Annotated in this window: 16 protein-coding genes; 8 read left to right on the top strand and 8 right to left on the bottom strand. The window is 67.0% G+C overall.

Translation table 11 applies throughout. From position 1 onward, the window contains the following. Nucleotides 1-172: 172 nt before the first annotated feature. From fabF to fabG, 3 genes are all read right to left on the bottom strand, one after another. Nucleotides 173-1,438 carry a beta-ketoacyl-ACP synthase II gene (fabF, locus tag AB4Z37_RS22900; protein ID WP_441519045.1) on the bottom strand — a complete coding sequence of 422 codons (1,266 nt, stop codon included), beginning with the start codon at nucleotides 1,436-1,438 and terminating at the stop codon, nucleotides 173-175. Between the two features lie 95 nt (nucleotides 1,439-1,533). Next, nucleotides 1,534-1,773, bottom strand: coding sequence for an acyl carrier protein (locus tag AB4Z37_RS22895; RefSeq protein ID WP_006610957.1), 240 nt, complete (start codon nucleotides 1,771-1,773; stop codon nucleotides 1,534-1,536). Between the two features lie 293 nt (nucleotides 1,774-2,066). Continuing rightward, nucleotides 2,067-2,804: a 3-oxoacyl-[acyl-carrier-protein] reductase gene (fabG, locus tag AB4Z37_RS22890; protein ID WP_441519044.1), complete on the bottom strand. Its 738-nt coding sequence runs from the start codon at nucleotides 2,802-2,804 to the stop codon at nucleotides 2,067-2,069. Nucleotides 2,805-3,096: 292 nt separating this feature from the next. On the opposite strand from fabG, the gene AB4Z37_RS22885 reads away from it, so the two are divergent. Both AB4Z37_RS22885 and eutC read left to right on the top strand, forming a co-directional pair. Further along, complete coding sequence (locus AB4Z37_RS22885) at nucleotides 3,097-4,491, top strand: ethanolamine ammonia-lyase subunit EutB (RefSeq protein WP_441519043.1); 1,395 nt, start codon at nucleotides 3,097-3,099, stop codon at nucleotides 4,489-4,491. After that, complete coding sequence (gene eutC / locus AB4Z37_RS22880; RefSeq protein ID WP_441519042.1) at nucleotides 4,488-5,300, top strand: ethanolamine ammonia-lyase subunit EutC; 813 nt, start codon at nucleotides 4,488-4,490, stop codon at nucleotides 5,298-5,300. Before AB4Z37_RS22885 ends, eutC begins: the two co-directional genes overlap by 4 nt. 14 nt (nucleotides 5,301-5,314) lie before the next feature. Here eutC and fabD read toward each other — a convergent pair whose 3' ends face one another. Next, nucleotides 5,315-6,268 (bottom strand): ACP S-malonyltransferase, encoded by a 954-nt coding sequence (gene fabD / locus AB4Z37_RS22875; RefSeq protein ID WP_441519041.1) that lies wholly within the window; start codon nucleotides 6,266-6,268, stop codon nucleotides 5,315-5,317. Nucleotides 6,269-6,319: 51 nt separating this feature from the next. Beyond that, nucleotides 6,320-6,952 (bottom strand): TetR/AcrR family transcriptional regulator, encoded by a 633-nt coding sequence (locus AB4Z37_RS22870; RefSeq protein WP_441519040.1) that lies wholly within the window; start codon nucleotides 6,950-6,952, stop codon nucleotides 6,320-6,322. 88 nt (nucleotides 6,953-7,040) lie between these two features. On the opposite strand from AB4Z37_RS22870, the gene AB4Z37_RS22865 reads away from it, so the two are divergent. Next, on the top strand, nucleotides 7,041-7,832 hold the full coding sequence (locus AB4Z37_RS22865; RefSeq protein WP_441519039.1) for a crotonase/enoyl-CoA hydratase family protein: 792 nt from the start codon (nucleotides 7,041-7,043) through the stop codon (nucleotides 7,830-7,832). A 19-nt stretch (nucleotides 7,833-7,851) separates the two neighbouring features. Here the strand turns inward: AB4Z37_RS22865 and AB4Z37_RS22860 are convergent, their stop codons facing one another. Further along, on the bottom strand, nucleotides 7,852-8,877 hold the full coding sequence (locus AB4Z37_RS22860; RefSeq protein ID WP_441519038.1) for a fatty acid desaturase family protein: 1,026 nt from the start codon (nucleotides 8,875-8,877) through the stop codon (nucleotides 7,852-7,854). Further along, nucleotides 8,874-9,602, bottom strand: coding sequence for a TetR/AcrR family transcriptional regulator C-terminal domain-containing protein (locus AB4Z37_RS22855; RefSeq protein ID WP_441519037.1), 729 nt, complete (start codon nucleotides 9,600-9,602; stop codon nucleotides 8,874-8,876). The genes AB4Z37_RS22860 and AB4Z37_RS22855 overlap by 4 nt, the downstream gene beginning before the upstream one ends. A 358-nt stretch (nucleotides 9,603-9,960) precedes the next feature. On the opposite strand from AB4Z37_RS22855, the gene rpsF reads away from it, so the two are divergent. From rpsF to rplI, 4 genes are all read left to right on the top strand, one after another. Further along, nucleotides 9,961-10,434 (top strand): 30S ribosomal protein S6, encoded by a 474-nt coding sequence (rpsF, locus tag AB4Z37_RS22850; protein ID WP_211969709.1) that lies wholly within the window; start codon nucleotides 9,961-9,963, stop codon nucleotides 10,432-10,434. Between the two features lie 5 nt (nucleotides 10,435-10,439). Then, the gene (rpsR, locus tag AB4Z37_RS22845; RefSeq protein ID WP_441519036.1) at nucleotides 10,440-10,679 is read left to right on the top strand and encodes a 30S ribosomal protein S18; all 240 of its coding nucleotides are present in this window, start codon (nucleotides 10,440-10,442) and stop codon (nucleotides 10,677-10,679) included. A 142-nt stretch (nucleotides 10,680-10,821) separates the two neighbouring features. Next, nucleotides 10,822-11,778, top strand: coding sequence for a DUF2232 domain-containing protein (locus AB4Z37_RS22840; RefSeq protein ID WP_441519035.1), 957 nt, complete (start codon nucleotides 10,822-10,824; stop codon nucleotides 11,776-11,778). Between the two features lie 37 nt (nucleotides 11,779-11,815). Continuing rightward, nucleotides 11,816-12,406 carry a 50S ribosomal protein L9 gene (rplI, locus tag AB4Z37_RS22835; RefSeq protein ID WP_441519034.1) on the top strand — a complete coding sequence of 197 codons (591 nt, stop codon included), beginning with the start codon at nucleotides 11,816-11,818 and terminating at the stop codon, nucleotides 12,404-12,406. 215 nt (nucleotides 12,407-12,621) lie between these two features. Here rplI and AB4Z37_RS22830 read toward each other — a convergent pair whose 3' ends face one another. Further along, nucleotides 12,622-13,575, bottom strand: a complete 954-nt coding sequence (locus AB4Z37_RS22830) for a hypothetical protein (protein ID WP_441519033.1) — start codon at nucleotides 13,573-13,575, stop codon at nucleotides 12,622-12,624. A gap of 260 nt (nucleotides 13,576-13,835) precedes the next feature. On the opposite strand from AB4Z37_RS22830, the gene AB4Z37_RS22825 reads away from it, so the two are divergent. Beyond that, on the top strand, nucleotides 13,836-15,086 hold the full coding sequence (locus AB4Z37_RS22825; protein WP_441519032.1) for a class I SAM-dependent methyltransferase: 1,251 nt from the start codon (nucleotides 13,836-13,838) through the stop codon (nucleotides 15,084-15,086). The last annotated feature ends 125 nt before the right edge of the window (nucleotides 15,087-15,211 follow it).

Genomic DNA, 15,211 nt, shown 5'->3' with positions numbered 1-15,211 from the left:
CCTTCATGCAATCTGGAAATCGATTGCGCGCCCCACCCGTCCAGTTCGTGTCGTCAATCAGACCCGCACGCCAGGAGCGGGGCCGGGTAGCGCTGAATGTGCTTGTGCGGACGCCCGCCGGAAGCAATCACGTGGAATATGGCAAAACGTTGGAATTGCTTCGCAATTCCAATCAATTGACGACACGCCGCACGATCAGTGAGGCATTCGTTCCTCCGAAGCCGAATGAGTTGGACAGCGCGACGTTGATTTCGCGCTCCCTCGCCTTCTGCGGCACCAGGTCGATCGTGGTCTCGACCGACGGATTCTCCAGGTTGATGGTCGCCGGCGCGACATTGTCGCGAATCGCCAGCACGCTGAAGATCGCCTCGATCGCCCCCGCCGCACCGAGCAGGTGGCCGGTCGAGGACTTGGTCGACGACATCGACACTTTCGACGCCGCATTGCCGAGCAGGCGCTGCGCCGCCCCGAGCTCGATCTCGTCGCCGAGCGGCGTCGAGGTGCCGTGGGCGTTGATATAATCGAGATCGGCGGCCGACAAGCCGGCACGCTTGAGCGCCGCGCTCATGCAGCGGAACGCACCGTCGCCGTCCTCCGCCGGAGCGGTGATGTGGTAGGCATCGCCCGACAGGCCGTAGCCGACCACCTCGGCGTAAATCCTGGCGCCACGCTTCCTGGCGTGCTCGTATTCCTCGAGCACGACGACGCCGGCACCCTCGCCCATGACGAAGCCGTCACGGTCGCGATCGTAAGGCCGCGACGCCCGCTCGGGCGTGTCGTTGAAACCGGTGGACATCGCGCGCAGCGCGCAGAATCCCGCCATGGCGATGCGGTTGACCGGAGATTCCGTGCCGCCCGCCACCATCACGTCGGCGTCACCGAGCGCGATCAGCCGTGACGCATCGCCGATCGCATGGGCGCCGGTCGAGCAGGCCGTGACGACGGCATGGTTCGGCCCCTTGAGCCCGAACGCGATCGAGACGTAGCCAGCCGCCAGGTTGATCAGGCGGCCCGGGATGAAGAACGGCGACACCTTGCGCGGACCACGCTCCTTCAGCGTGATGGCGGTCTCGGCGATGCCGTCGATGCCGCCGATGCCGGAACCGATCATGGTGCCGGTGGCGCACTTGTCCTCTTCGGTGACGGGGTGCCAGTTGGCGTCGTCGAGCGCCTGCTTGGCGGCACACATCGCATAGACGATGAAATCATCGACCTTGCGCTGATCCTTCGGATCCATCCACTGGTCGGGATTGAAGGTGCCGTTGCTGCCGTCGCCGCGCGGAATCACGCAGGCGATCTTGGTCGGCAGGTCGGACACGTCGAAGGTCTCGACCTTCCGCGCGCCGGTCTCGCCCCTGATAATCCGCTGCCACGTCGCTTCGACGCCACAACCGAGTGGCGACACCATGCCGAGGCCCGTGACGACAACCCGTCTCATGCTTTCAACTCCGCTGCGGCGGTGATGGCAGATGGCAAGAAGCCGGTCGACCGCGGGAGCGGTCCGGCCGGCTTCTGCGACGCCACGAACGGCCGTCAGCTCTTCGCGTTTTTCTCAAGAAACTTGGTGGCGTCGCCGACGGTCAGGATGGTCTCCGCCGCGTCGTCCGGAATTTCACAGCCGAATTCTTCTTCGAACGCCATCACCAGCTCGACGGTGTCGAGGCTGTCTGCGCCGAGATCGTCGATGAAGCTCGCATTGTCGACAACCTTCTCGGGCTCGACACCAAGGTGTTCGACCACGATCTTCTTAACCCGCTCGCCAATCTCGCTCATTTCAACCTCGTGCTTGTTCCATTGGACTCGACCGCAAAGCGGCAAGAGCCATCGGGTACGTCGACTCGCCAGAAACCCCTGCTGCCAGTTCCGCTCGTTCCCAGCAGGCCGCACAAGCAGCCCGCGTGGCCCCAGAAACGGCGACCGGTTCTGCCACGGCAATATACAGGGTTTTGGAATCCTGCAATGGCGTTCTTGTCCCCACCCGAATGCCGCCCGGTTAGCATACTTCCCGTCGGGAAACCAGCCGACGCGAAGTCACCAAAAACCCGTTGAAAACACCGATACAGGCTTCAAATCATTGCCATTCCGCCGTTGACGTGGAGCGTCTGGCCGGTCACGTAGGCGGCTTCGTTCGATGCAAGGTAGACCGCGGCTGCAGCAATATCGTCGGGGGACCCGAGCCGTGCGGCCGGCACCTTCGCAAGCACCGCCTCGCGCTGCTTTTCGTTCAGCACATCGGTCATGGGCGTCGCGATGAAGCCCGGCGCGATGCAGTTGGCGGTGACATTGCGCTTGGCGTATTCCTGGGCCAGCGACTTCATCATGCCGATCAGGCCGGCCTTGGACGCGGCGTAATTCCCCTGCCCGGCATTTCCGGTCACCCCGACCACCGACGTGATCGCGATGATCCGGCCAAAGCGCTTGCGCATCATCAGCTTGGTGGCGGCGCGGGCAAGCCGGAAAGTGGCGGTCAGGTTGACGTCGATGACCGTGCTCCAGTCCTCGTCACGCAACTGCACAAACAGGTTGTCGCGGGTGATGCCGGCATTGCTGACGAGGATATCGAGCTGGCCCATGGCCTGCTCGGCGGACGGCACCAGCGCCTCGACAGCCTCCGCGTCGGAAAGATTGCAGGGCAGCACATGGACGCGGTCGCCGACGTCGGCGGCCAGTGCGTCCAGCACCTCGCGGCGGGTGCCGGAAATGGCGATCGTTGCGCCCTGGGCGTGCAGCGCCTTGGCGATGGCGCCGCCGATGCCACCGGTCGCCCCGGTGATCAGCGCGGTCCTGCCGGTCAGATCGAACATGGTCTTTGTCCTCGATGCCTTGTCAGTCGATTGGGCGCCGGTTTGCCGCAAGCAAATGCCCTCCGTCAATGCCGCCGAAGGCGTGGGCGGTGGCATTTCCCTCGCCTATTTGCCGACCCGAGCCACTAGAACGGCATGAACATGGCACGGCAAGGGACATTGCCCGGCCGCCAGCCGAGGGCCCGCCACGAGCCCGCCAGGACCGGGATCACAGAGACAGCCCCCGAGTTTGATCCTAATCTGGGGCCCGGGTGCCGCGGGGGCGGCCCTACTCACCCCTCGGCAGGGACCGATGCGCTACCGTGCCATCATCGCCTCGCAGCTCTTCGTGTTCAACGATCTCAGAGAGGTCATGGCCCGCGCCAGCCCGGAGCGCTCCGGCGACCAGCTCGCCGGCCTTGCCGCCGCGAGCGCGCAGGAGCGCATGGCCGCGCGCCATGTGCTGGCCGACACGCCGCTGCAGCAATTCCTGACCGAAGCGCTGGTCCCCTACGAGGCCGACAGCGTCACCCGCCTGATCATCGATGGCCACGATGCCTCGGCTTTCGCGCCGATCGCCCACCTGACCGTCGGCGACTTTCGCAACTGGCTGCTGTCGGACCTTGCGACCACCCAGGCTCTCTGCGCCCTCGCGCCGGGCCTGACGCCGGAAATGGTGGCCGCGGTCAGCAAGCTGATGCGCAACCAGGACCTGATCGCGGTGGCGCGCAAATGCGCCGCGGTCACACGCTTTCGCAACACCATCGGCCTTCCCGGCCATCTTGCAGTACGCCTGCAGCCCAACCATCCGATCGACGACCCGCGCGGCATCGCAGCCTCGATCCTCGACGGCCTGCTGATGGGCTCGGGTGATGCGGTGATCGGGATCAATCCGGCCTCCGACAGCCTGCCGGCGCTCGGCGACCTGCTGCGGCTGGTCGACGAGGTGATCCAGCGCTTCGACATCCCGACACAGGGCTGTGTGCTCACCCATGTCACCAACACGCTGCAACTGCTGCAGGCCGGTGTGCCGGTCGATCTGGTCTTCCAGTCGATCGGCGGCACGGAAAAGACCAATCGGTCGTTCGGCGTAACCATCGACCTGCTCGACGAGGCGTACGCCGCCGCCCGCGCGCTCAAGCGCGGCACGGTCGGTGACAACGTGATGTATTTCGAGACCGGCCAGGGCAGCGCGCTGTCGGCCGACGCCCATGGCGGCGTCGACCAGCAGACCAGCGAGGCACGCGCCTACGGGCTCGCCCGGCGCTACGCTCCGCTCCTGATCAACACCGTGGTCGGCTTCATCGGCCCTGAATACCTTTACGACGGCAAACAGATCATCCGTGCCGGCCTCGAGGATCATTTCTGCGGCAAGCTGCTCGGCCTGCCGCTCGGCTGTGACGTCTGCTACACCAACCACGCCGAGGCCGACCAGGACGACATGGACACGCTGCTGGTGCTGCTGGGGGCGGCCGGGGTCACCTTCATCATGGGCGTGCCCGGTGCCGACGATGTCATGCTGAACTACCAGAGCACATCGTTTCACGACGCCTTGTTCCTGCGAGAAACGCTCGGTCTCAAGCGCGCTCCGGAATTCGAAGCCTGGCTGCAGGGCATCGGCATCACCGACGCCGCGGGACGGCTGCGGCCGCCGGTGAGCAATCCGCTGCTCGGCGGTATGTCCGGCCTCAAGGCGCTGCTCACATGACCGACGATTCCGTCACGCCAGGCCCCGCCACGCCAGGCCCCTGGGACGAATGGCGACGCCTCACACCGGCCCGTCTGGCGCTCGGTCGCGCGGGCACGGGACTGCCGACCGACGAGGTGCTGCGCTTCGGTTGGGCGCATGCGATGGCGCGCGACGCCGTGCACGCCGCGCTCGATGTCGGAGTGCTGGCCGCGGATCTCGCCCTCCAGTCATGGCCGGCGGTCACCGTGACGAGCCGCGCGCCGGACCGCGCCACCTATCTGCGGCGCCCCGACCTCGGCCGGCGGCTCGCCGCGCGCGACGCCGAAACCCTGCGGGCGCGCGCGGGCGCCCCCTGCGACATCTGTCTTGTGATCGGGGACGGCCTGTCGGCGCTCGCGGTCGCACGCCACGCCGTGCCGCTGCTCGCGGCGCTGCGTCCCCGGCTCCCGGGGGTACGCTTTGCGCCAGCCATTGTGATCGCGACACAGGCGCGCGTCGCGCTCGCCGACGAGATCGCGGACGTGATGGGCGCCCGCCTTGCGGTCATGCTGATCGGCGAACGTCCCGGCCTCAGTTCGCCGGACAGTCTCGGCGTCTACCTCACTCACGCGCCATTCACGGGGCGCAGCGACGCCGAGCGCAACTGCATTTCCAACATCCGGCCGGAGGGACTTGATTACGCGGCAGCCGCCTTCAAGCTCGCCTGGCTGGCCGGCGCCGCATTGCAGCGCGGGCTGACAGGCGTTGGCCTCAAGGACGAAAGCGACGCGGCGCTGCCGGGCACGGAGCGTGCGCCCGATGCCCTGCAGCCTCGCGTCGACCGCTAAAGTCGGCCGATTGATCAGCCCTGCGCGGCGATCGCGTCCTTGGCCGCGGCGATGTCGCCGGGTGCGCCGACGGCAATGCCGACCGCGCCATCGGCGATGCGCTTGACGAGACCCGACAGCACCTTGCCGGCGCCGATCTCGACGAACAGCTTGACGCCCTGCCCGGCCATGAAGGCGACGGACTCGCGCCAGCGCACCGTGCCGGTGACCTGCTCGACAAGGCGACGGCGGATCTCTTCGGGATCGGTGATCGCCGACGCCAGCACATTGGCGACGAGCGGCACCACCGGCGCCTGGATGGCGACGCCGGCCAGCGCCTGCGCCATGGCATCAGCCGCCGGCTGCATCAACTTGCAATGGAAGGGCGCGGACACCGGCAGCAGCATGGCGCGCTTGGCGCCCTTGCCCTTGGCGATCTCGACGGCGCGATCCACGGCTTCCTTGTGGCCGGACACCACGACCTGGCCGCCGCCGTTGTCGTTGGCGGCGTCGCAGACCTGGCCCTGGGCCGCCTCGGCAGCAACCGCCACCGCCGCCTCGTAGTCGAGGCCGAGCAGCGCGGCCATCGCACCGACGCCGACCGGGACCGCCTTCTGCATGGCGCGGCCGCGGATGCGCAGCAGCCGCGCGGTATCGGTGATCGACAATGCGCCCGCCGCCGCCAGCGCGGAATATTCGCCGAGCGAATGGCCGGCGACGAAGGCGGCATTGCCGCGCACCGTGACTCCGGCCTCGCTCTCCAGCACCCGCAGGGCCGCCAGCGATACCGCCATCAGCGCCGGCTGGGCGTTCTCGGTGAGCTGCAGCGTCTCGGCCGGCCCCTCCCAGATGGTCGCGGTCAGCTTCTCGCCGAGCGCGGCGTCGACCTCGTCGAACACGGCGCGCGCGGCCGGAAACGCCTCCGCCAGAGCCTTGCCCATTCCCACCGCCTGAGACCCCTGTCCGGGGAACGTGAACGCTGCCGTCATCCTGCTGTCCCTTGGAAAAACCGAACCACGACACCAATCGGGACCGTCCTGTCAATGCCCCCGTCGCTGTCCTGTGGACGCCCGGCGGGTGACCGGACGGCGCTCCGCGGCCGCAAGCGCCGCCGAAACCAGGGTAAACGCCGCCTCGCCGGCGCTTTCCATGTAGGAGGCATCGCGGTGCAGCAGGACGACGGCGAACGAGCCGTCGAGCAGCAGGAGGATCTGGCGGGCGAGTTCCACCCCCTGCCCGATCCCTTCGGCGGCGAACACGTCGGCGAGCCAGGCCTCGAACTTCTTCTTGTGCGCCGCCCCGATCCGCATCGCCGGATGCCCGGGCATGCTGGCGAGCTCGGCCGAGGTGCGCAGGAAGCCGCAGCCCCGCCATTTCGGATGGCGCGCGGAGCGCGCGAGCTGATCGAAGATGCCGCGCACCTTCGCAGCAAGGCCGCCGTCGGCCTGCGCGAACCAGCGCTTGAACAGTTCGAGATTGGGCTGGTCGCGCGCAGCGAGATAGGCCGCGACCAGGTCGTCCTTGCTCTGGAAATGATAGTACAGCGTGCGCTTGGTCACGCCCGCCTTGTCCGCCACGGCGTCGACACTGACACCGCGGATTCCCTCGTCATAGAACAGCTTCGAGGCGGCGGCGACGATGCGATGGCGGGTGACTTCGGAGGATCGGGGCATGACCTCAATGTATACTGACCAGTGAGTATACACAATGCGGCATCCGCACTAGCGTGCCGGCCCATAAACCCTGGTGATGGAGGCTCGCATGTCCGCTCCCGTTGTCGTCGAGATCGACGATCCCATCGCGCTGGTGACGCTCAACCGGCCGCACAAACTCAACGCCCTGAGCTATGAACTGGTCGATGCCCTGATGGCCGCGCTCGACAGGCTCGAAGTCGCACCCGATGTCCGCGCGGTGATCCTGACCGGCGCCGGCGACCGCGCCTTCTCCGCCGGCGCCGATATCCACCAGTTCTCACAGAGCGTGCCGCTCGGACCGAACACCGCGGTGCGCGACTTCGTCCGCCGCGGACAGGCCATGACCGCCCGGCTGGAGGCGTTTCCCAAGCCCGTGATCGTCGCCGTCAACGGCCTCGCCTATGGCGGCGGCTGCGAGATCACCGAGGCCGCGCACCTTGCGATCGCGAGCGACCGGGCCATGTTCGCCAAGCCGGAAATCAACATCGGCATGCCGCCGACCTTCGGCGGCACCCAGCGACTGCCGCGCCTCGCCGGGCGCAAGCGGGCGCTGGAACTGCTGCTCACCGGTGATCCGTTCACCGCGCAGCAGGCGCTCAATCTCGGCCTCGTCAACGCGGTGGTCCCGCACGACGAACTGCTCAGCGCCGCGCGCGGCCTTGCCGGCCGCATCCTGCGGCACTCGCCGCTCGCGGTGCGCAGCGTCATCACCGCGGTCACCCGCGGCCTCAATGTCAGCATCGGCGAAGGCCTGCAGGTCGAGAGCGAGCAGTTCGCCGCGATGGTGCCGACCCATGATCTCGGCGAAGGCCTCGCGGCCTGGATGGCGCGGCGCCCGCCCGCTTACATCGGGCGCTAGAATGACCGATTGGGCGACGTCAGAACCCTGACGCCGCCTGGTCACCATTCATGCGCGTGCCGGCCCGCGCGCGGCGGGCATTGCTGACAATCTGCCCCGGCCTGTCCTGGTCGGCGGCCTTGGCGGTCGCAAGCCGCAGCACCGCCAGATAGCTCGGCTGCACCTCCATGCGCGACGCCTGCGGCCCGCGCAACAGGATCGCGTGCACCCGCGGCAGGTTATAGCAGGGCACGTAGAACAGCAGATGATGCTCGAGATGGTAGTTGACGTAATACGGTGCCACGAACAGCCGTTCGAGAAAGCCCGCGCGCGTGGTGCGGGTGTTGCGCAGCGGGTCGTTGCTGTCCGGCACCACCGCATGCTCGGCGATGTTGCGGATGCGGGTGATCACCATCATCCACGTCAGCAGCGGCACCAGCCAGAGCAGCGGATAGGCCCACCACACCCCGACCAGCGCAAGCAGCGCGAACATCACGACATTGACAGCGAACTGCGGCCCAAGTTGCTCCCAGAAATACGCGAGCCGCCGTCGCAGCGGCCATGACGGATCACCGAGCGCATTGAGGAACTGAGCCTTGCGCTGCTGGTAGCCGGTCTGCCCGGTGATGTCGCGGATGAACTTGCGCCGGTAGCTCGCCTCCGTGATCGGGAACGGCGCCGACAGCACGAGATCCGGATCGCTGTCCTGCTGGGTGTGGGCGTGATGCTGCAGGTGGTAGCGGCGATAGGCGCGCGTCTCCGCGAAGATCGGATAGGCACAGAACCATTGGCTCAGAAACATATTCAACCTGTCGCCGTCAGCGAGGCTGCCATGCGCACCATCATGCATCAGGATCGCAAGCCCGAGCTGCCGCGAGCCGATGATCGCGACCGCCAGCAGATAGGTCAGCGGATTGGGCCACCACGCGACCAGCGCGATCGCGGCTGCGATCAGGACCCAGGCGTGGGCGATCAACGCCATGCCCTTCCAGGACGAGCGCGTGCGCACCTCGACCAGTTCGGCATCGGTCATCAGGTCGCGGGCGCGAATGCGAAGCGCGGTCATCGATGGTCCTCCCCGGTGTGTTCTGATTGTTCGGCTGGGTCGTCTTGTCGGCCTTGTCCGTCGCGATCGACGAGGCGCAGCGGCACCCGTCCCGGAGCCGCGGCGTCCGCCTGGGTCTCCAGCAGGCGCAGCATGTCGGCGGCAAGGTCGTCCGCCGTGTGCCCCATGGCCTGGCCCTCCAGGGTCACGCCGACAGCGATGGTCCAGAACTTCTGCGCGCTGGTCGCGGGGTCGCGCCGCGACCGCCAGCCCCGCGCCTGCATCTCGCCGGCAAAGGCACGCCGGCCCTCGACATGGAGCCGCTCGACCGTCCGCGCGATCAGCGGCGACAGGTCGGGACGGCGCCGCGTCAAGGTCATGGCCTCGACGAAGAAGCCCAGCGCATCGGTGCGCATCACGGCGTCCACCAGGGTCCGGCTGTAATCCTCCGGCGTCCTGGCGCCGTGCGCCGCCTCCTCGGCGGTGCGGGCGGCATGCAGCACGTCTCGGCAAGCTGCCTCGACGAACAGCGCTTCCTTGGTGCGGAAGTAATAGGTGATCTGGCTGGGAAAGGCGTCGGCGGCAGCCGCGATGTCGGCGATCGACACCGAGCTCAGCCCGCGGGCCTTGAACAGGCCGGCGGCGGCATCGAGCAGACGCGATCGCGTGCGCTGCCCGGCCGAGCGGGTGGCCCGGACGGCATGCTTGGGGACATCAGTCTGGTCGCGGACGGGCTCCGAGGTCATCGAGCGGCTCCTGATTATTTGTATGACATACAAACAAATAGATCAAGCGCCGGATTGGCCGCCCATTGGAGGCTCCGGAGGGCTCGCCCCGCTCCTGCGGATCGAAACCACGCCCCAAAGAGCCCGAAAACCACGGTTTCACCTTGCCTTCCCGCGAATATCCCTTATAAGGCGCGGCATTCGTGGGCTTCCGGCCGGGAGCTGAACGGACGACCTCACCAATCATTCTTGTTGGATTGATGCGGCAGGGCTGATCGCCCGACGTCCCGTGTTCCCGCCTTCTGAGCAGTCGAGCCTTTCCCGAAGGGCTCGAAGGGCTTGCCGCCGAAAGCGCCACACCAACCAGGAAAGGACGTCCATGCCTCTTTATGAGCATGTATTTCTCGCGCGCCAGGACGCGAGCGCCCAGCAGGTCGAAGAGCTCACCACCCAGCTCACGGGTGTGATCGAGGGTCTCGGCGGCAAGGTCACCAAGACCGAGTCGTGGGGCATCCGCTCCCTGACCTATCGCATGAACAAGAACCGCAAGGCTCACTTCGTGATGTTCAACATCGACGGCCCGGCCGCGGTGGTGAGCGAGATCGAGCGCCAGGAGCGGATCAACGAAGACATCATCCGCTATCTCACCGTGCGCGTCGACGAGCTCGAGGAAGGTCCCTCGGCGATGATGCGCAAGGCCGAGCGTGACCGTGATCGTGACGATCGTGGCGGCGGCTTCCGTGGCGACCGTGAAGGCGGTGGCTTCCGTGGCGACCGTGAGGGTGGCTTCCGTGGCGACCGCGGCCCGCGCCGCCCGCGCGACGAAGCCCCCGCTGCAGAGACCCAGGAGTAATCATCATGGCTGATGCAGGTGCACGCCGTCCGTTCTTCCGCCGCCGCAAGTCCTGCCCGTTCACGGGCGATAACGCGCCGAAGATCGACTACAAGGATTCCAAGCTCCTGATGCGTTACGTGTCGGAGCGCGGCAAGATCGTGCCGAGCCGCATCACTGCGGTCTCCGCCAAGAAGCAGCGTGAACTCGCCCGCGCCATCAAGCGCTCGCGCTTCCTCGGTCTGCTTCCCTACGTGATCCGCTGACGCGGCCAAGGACCGGCGGCACGCCCGCCGGTCCTTTCGTTCGTTTGTTTTCGCATTTCATAAGGCTGCCGGGCTGAAGCTCCCGCGGCCGATGGTTGGGGTCGAGAGGACCTCTAACCGCTCGAAGGGAGCGGGACAGCTGATGATGACGCAGATCCTGATCGCCATTGCCGCCGGCTGTGCGTCGGCCCTGATGTTCGTGTCGATCGTTTCCGGCGCGCTGATCTCGCTCGTCCTGTTCTATCTCGCCCCTCTGCCGCTGATGGTCGCTGCGCTCGGATGGGGCGCAGCCTCCGCGCTTGTCGGCGGTCTCGCCGCCAGCCTTTTGATCGGCGCCGTTCTCGGCCTGCCCTATATGGTGGCGTTCGCCGTCACCATTGCCCTCCCCGCCTGGTGGCTCGGCCATCTCGCCCTGCTGGCACGGCCCGCCGAAAGCGCCGCGGCCGGCGCCCAGTCGGCACTCGACTGGTATCCGCCGGGTCGTCTGCTGGCCTGGATGGCGGCGTTCGCCTCTCTCACCACCATCACCGCGCTGCTGTCGCTCGGCTTCGATGCGGCGAGCATCACCGACAGCCTCAAGAGCGGCCTCACACGCCTGCTCGGCATGCGCGAAGGCGGCACGGACACCGACACCGAGAAGGTGGTCGCGGTCTTCGCCGCCATTGCCCCGGTCGCCGCCACCGTGGTCGCGCTCGCGACGCTGGCGCTCAACCTTTGGCTTGCCGGCAAGATCACCCGCACCTCGGGGCGCCTCGCGCGTCCATGGCCGGTGCTGCAGACCCTCGAGCTGCCGTCGATGACGCTGGTCGCGCTGGCCGTGGCGCTGGCGCTGTGCTTCCTCGGTGGCCTCATCGCCATGATCGCGCAGATCGTCGCCGCGGCGCTGGTGATGGCCTATGCCTTCACCGGCTTCGCCGTCCTGCACACCCTCACCCAGTCGACCGCGATGCGCGGGCTGTGGCTCGGCAGCGCCTATGCGGCCGTGGTGGTGTTCGGCTGGCCACTGGTCGTGGTCGCACTGCTCGGCATCGCCGACGAGCTCATTGGATTCCGCCGCCGCAAGGCGCAGCGGCTGAAACCACCGCCTTTGTCATCCTGACAAGTTTCTGAAAATACACACACGAAGGAGATCGCAGATGGAAGTCATTCTTTTGGAGCGCGTTGCCAAGCTCGGCCAGATGGGCGACGTGGTGAAGGTCAAGGACGGGTTCGCCCGCAATTTCCTGCTGCCGCGCGGCAAGGCGTTGCGCGCCACCAAGGACAACCGCGAGAAGTACGACGGCATGAAGGCCGATCTCGAGGCCCGCAACCTGCAGGCCAAGGGTGAAGCCGCCAAGGTCGCCGAGAAGATCGACGGCAAGAACGTCGTCGTGCTGCGCCAGGCTTCGGAGACCGGTCAGCTGTTCGGCTCGGTGTCGGTGCGCGACGTCATGGCCGCGCTCGCCAGCGATGGCGTCAACGTCAATCGCTCGCAGGTGCTGCTCGACATGCCGATCAAGGTCATCGGCCAGCATCCGGTCAGCATTGCCGTGCACCCCGAGGTCGAGGCCGGCATCACCGTGACGGTCGCCCGCAGCGCCGACGAGGCCGCGCGCATCAACCGCGGCGAGGACGTCAACTCCCGCAAGGAAGATCAGGACGCCGCCGCCGAGGCGCTGGCCGCTGCCGGCGAGTTCTTCGATCCGGAAGCCCAGCACGACGACGAGCCGGCTGCCGACGCCCAGTAAATCCGCCGGGCCTTCATGGCCCGCACAAGATTGCGTCCTGCGCCCCCGGTCTGTCTTCAGGCCGGGGGCGCACGTTTGGGGCAAGTGCCGCAACGCCAGGGACGGCGGCGAGTGGTGACGATGCAGCGCGCCGCGCGATCATCGCATCAGCAAAAAAAAGCAGCGGAGAGGCGCCCCTCTCCGCTGCGATGATCAGCCAGATCGAAGTGTCGCTGTTACTGCTGCGATCCGCTGGAGGTCGCCTTGTCGCCTGCGGGCGCTTCCGGCGCCGGTTTTTCAGCGGCCGGTTTCTCGGTGGCCGTCTCGGTGACCGCCTTTTCCGGCGCGCCCTTGTCCAACGCGGGCTTCGGTGCGTCCGGCTTGAGGTCCGCGGCACTCGGCGGCGGCACGTTGGCGGGCTCGGGCATCGGCACCCCGGCGTCGATCGCCTTCTCACTGGCCGCAGGCGCAGCGACCGCCGGCTTGCTCTCAGGCTTCACATCGGGCTTGGCTGATGCCGCCGCCGGCGCGGGAGCCGCAGCCGGTTCAGCCGCGGGCTCGGTCCTGGGCTCGACCTTCGGCTCGCTCTTGGCCTCGGCCGGCTCGCCCTTCTTTCTCCTGGCCTGCTTCGACTTGGCTCCCGCCCTGGCGCCGGCGGGCGGCTCGGCGCCGGCGGCCTCGGGCGGCGCACCTTCCACCGGGGCCGCGTCAGGTCGGCGATGCCGGGACTTGCGGCCTGGCACCGGGGCGGATTCAGCCGGCTGCGCCTCGGACGGATTGGCCACTGCCGCACGCGGTGGCTTGCGCTCGGCGCGCTCCACCGGCTCCTTGGCCCGTTCGTCCGGGGCGGCATTGCCGATCGGCGCATCGGAGCGCAGATTGCCGGCATCCTGCTTGCCGCGCTTGCCCCCGCGGGGTTCAGCCGCAGCCGCGCCATTCGAGACCAGATAGCCGGACAGCGCCTGGGCCATGTCGGTGCCGGTGGTGTAGTGCTGGCGCAGGAAGCCGGGCAGCGACGATGGCGGGACCGTTCGCAACAAGCCGCGCGCACTCTTGTGACAGGCCGCGCAGCTGCCATTGAACAGCTGCGCCGGCGACTTGCCGGCATCGAGGTTCTGCGCCCATCCAGCGGTTGCAACAAGGCAGCCGACCAGACCGGCCGCCGCCAAACTGAGCGCTCGGCCCAACATTCAATCCTCCGATGCGGAAAATGGCTCGTTTCGGGCAACAGATTTAGCCGATTATCCGGCGAATGGAAGCACTTCCATCAACACATCGCCGCTATTGCCAGGCTCTGCCAGGTTCTATCCGCCTTGTTCCCCGCGCATTGGTGATAGCGGGGACCCATGCTTAAATACCTAAAGGTCAATCCGGGGGACCTTGGAAAGGATTGAAAGTCCGCGCAGTCGCGGAGCTGGAGTCCGCCTGCGCTCATCATTGGGTGGCGACGATGAGCAGTTTACTGAAATTCGTTCTCGACAGATTCATCCAGCGCGGTTCCCTGACCGTGATCGCGGCAGATGGCAACCGCTTTACGTGCGGTGACGGCACGGGCCTCCCGGCCGCCATCCGATTTCTGACCAGGGAGGCCGAACGGCGTCTCATTCTCGACCCCGAGCTCGCCTTTGGCGAAATCTACATGGATGGCCAGCTCACGGTCGAACAAGGCTCGATCGCCGACGTGCTCGCCATCGCGCTCGACCAGCCCGACGCGGTGCCGCGCTGGGCCAAGCTACAGTGGCTGACGCGCTACCTGATGCGACACCTGCAGCAGTTCAATCCGCGCGGCCGCTCCAGGCGCAACATCGCTCATCACTATGACCTCGACGGCCGACTCTATTCCCTGTTTCTCGACGCCGACAAGCAGTACAGCTGCGCCTATTTCGAAACTCCCGACTCCACCCTCGACGACGCCCAGCTCGCCAAGAAGCGACATATCGCCGCCAAGCTCGTGCTGTCGGACGATCAACGGGTGCTCGACATCGGCTCGGGCTGGGGCGGCCTTGGGCTCTACCTCGCCGAGATGGCTGGCGCCGATGTCACCGGCGTCACCCTGTCGGAAGAGCAACTCGCCATCTCCAATGCGCGCGCCGCGGAAAAGAAGCTGTCGCAGCGTGCCCGCTTCCTGCTGCAGGACTATCGTGACATCCCCGGCCCGTTCGACCGGATCGTGTCAGTGGGCATGTTTGAGCATGTCGGGCTCGACTACTACGACCGCTTCTTCAAGCGCTGCGCCGAGCTGCTCAGTCACGATGGCGTGATGCTGCTGCATTCGATTGGACGCTCGGAAGGCCCCGGCATCACCAACCCGTGGATCGCCAGATACATCTTCCCGGGCGGCTACATCCCGGCATTGTCCGAGGTGCTGCCGGCGATCGAGCGTGCCGGCCTCCTGGTGACCGACATCGAGATCCTGCGGCTGCACTATGCCGAGACGCTCAAGGCCTGGCGCGAGCGCTTCCTGGCCCGCCGCGAGGAGGCCGAGCAGCTCTATGACGCGCGTTTCGTCCGAATGTGGGAGTTCTACCTCGCCTCCTCCGAAATGTCGTTCCGCAAGCAGAACAACATGGTGTTCCAGATCCAGCTCACCAAGCGGCAGGGTGTCGTGCCGATCACCCGTGACTACATCTTGAGGGAAGAGAGCCGGCTGCGCGCCATCGAGCGCAACTGCGGGCCGAAGCTGCAACTCGCCGGCGAGTAGCGCCCCTCCGGCAGCATGGTCTGGAACCGCGGGCGACGCAGATCATGCGTTGAGTCCCGCGGTCGACGCGGGTCGGCTTTACCGCCGCGACGTTGTGAGAATCGGGCATAAGACGGATCCCCTCT

Source organism: Bradyrhizobium sp. 2TAF24 (genome assembly GCF_052115025.1).
Lineage (GTDB): Bacteria > Pseudomonadota > Alphaproteobacteria > Rhizobiales > Xanthobacteraceae > Bradyrhizobium_A.
This window is presented reverse-complemented; position numbering and strand designations above follow the sequence as displayed.